At 57.0% G+C, this 1370-nt stretch carries 1 protein-coding gene; it reads right to left on the bottom strand.

What is annotated here, in order from left to right:
• Positions 1-265: 265 nt before the first annotated feature.
• Entirely contained in the window at positions 266-1291 is a 1026-nt protein-coding gene (locus tag ACW9JC_RS30290) for an IS110 family RNA-guided transposase (RefSeq protein WP_338581902.1), read from the bottom strand.
• Between the last annotated feature and the right edge of the window lie 79 nt (positions 1292-1370).

The following is a 1370-nucleotide window of genomic DNA, read 5'->3' as shown; positions in this document are numbered from 1 at the left end:
TCGCGGGCAAGCCCGCTCCCACATCTATGGATACCCCCATTTCTGCAATACTGTTTTTGATGTGTGTTTGGCTTGCTTTCATCTATCCGGCGTCTGGGGGACGACCCTGCGCCTCGATGAGAATCGCGCCTGACGGCCCTTCATAGGGAGAAGGCTTTTTCAGCCTTGTGGGAGCCCAGGGTAGTCGTCAGGCCGGTTGGCCGTTCACGTCATCTGTTATCCAGCATCGCAAAACCAGGTGGGTGGTGCTCGGGTGGCAGCGGGGTCAAGCGTTCATCGCGCTTGACCCCGCCTTGAATTCATCATGGTGAGCGGCGATCGACCACGCGATTCTTGCCAGTTTGTTGGCCAGGGCGCAGACCACACGGTTGGAATGATGGCGAGCCAGTAGCTGGCGAACCCAATCGGCTAGCGCTCCTGTCTGCCGTTCCAGCCCCATCAGATACACACGGGCGCATTGAATGAGCAGTCGCCTTTGATTTCGGTCACCGCGTTTGCTGATACCCAAAAGTACGGTCTTGCCACCGGTGGAATGTTGTTTGGGCACCAGCCCAATCGAGGCTGAATAGTCTCGACCGCACTTGAACTGCTGGCCGTTGCCCAACTCCGCAGCCAGGACGCTGGAGGTGATGGGGCCTACGCAAGGTATCGTCATCAGGCGAGAAGCCAGATCATCTTCAGCGGCTTGGCGTTCAACCTGCTTGTCCAGCGCCTTGACCTGCCCGTCCAGGTAGTTGAAGTGCGCATGCAGTCCCAGCAGGATTTGTTTGATCAGTGCAGAAAATGAGCATTCCTCCAGCAGCGCTGGCAGTTCTTTGATGGCGTGAAAGCCTGGGGACAGGCTGATACCGACCTCCAACAGGCCGGCGTGAATCCGATTGACCGTAGCGGTGCGCTCCTTGATGTAGGACTCGCGCACTGAGTTGAGCATGGCCAGCGCTTGTTGCGCTTCGGTTTTCGGGGACACAAAACGCATGGTCGGGCGGCTCGCCGCCTCGCAAATCGCCATGGCATCGGCGAAGTCGTTCTTGTTGCTTTTTACATAGGGACGCACGAGATGAGGGGCTATGAGCCTGGGCATATGCCCCCATTTTGCTGCTTCTCGCGCCATATAGTGTGCGCCGCCACAGGCTTCCATCACCACCGTGCACGGTTCAAGGTTGGCCAAGTGCCTGGCCAGTCCCGCGCGATTGAATTTCTTGTGGTAGAGCTCATGACCGCGATCATCTTGAGCATGCAGATGGAAGGTATGTTTCCCTAGATCGATAGCGACAATAGTTACGTTGTTCATGGCAATGGCCTCCGAAAGACACCCTGTGAAAGCTTAGAGAGCGATCACAGGGTGTGAGGGGGTAGCCATTTCATTAGGG

It is taken from the genome of Pseudomonas sp. SDO5591_S426, assembly GCF_054070755.1.
Note: the sequence above shows the minus strand (reverse complement) of the source record. Positions and strands in the feature narration are given on the sequence as shown.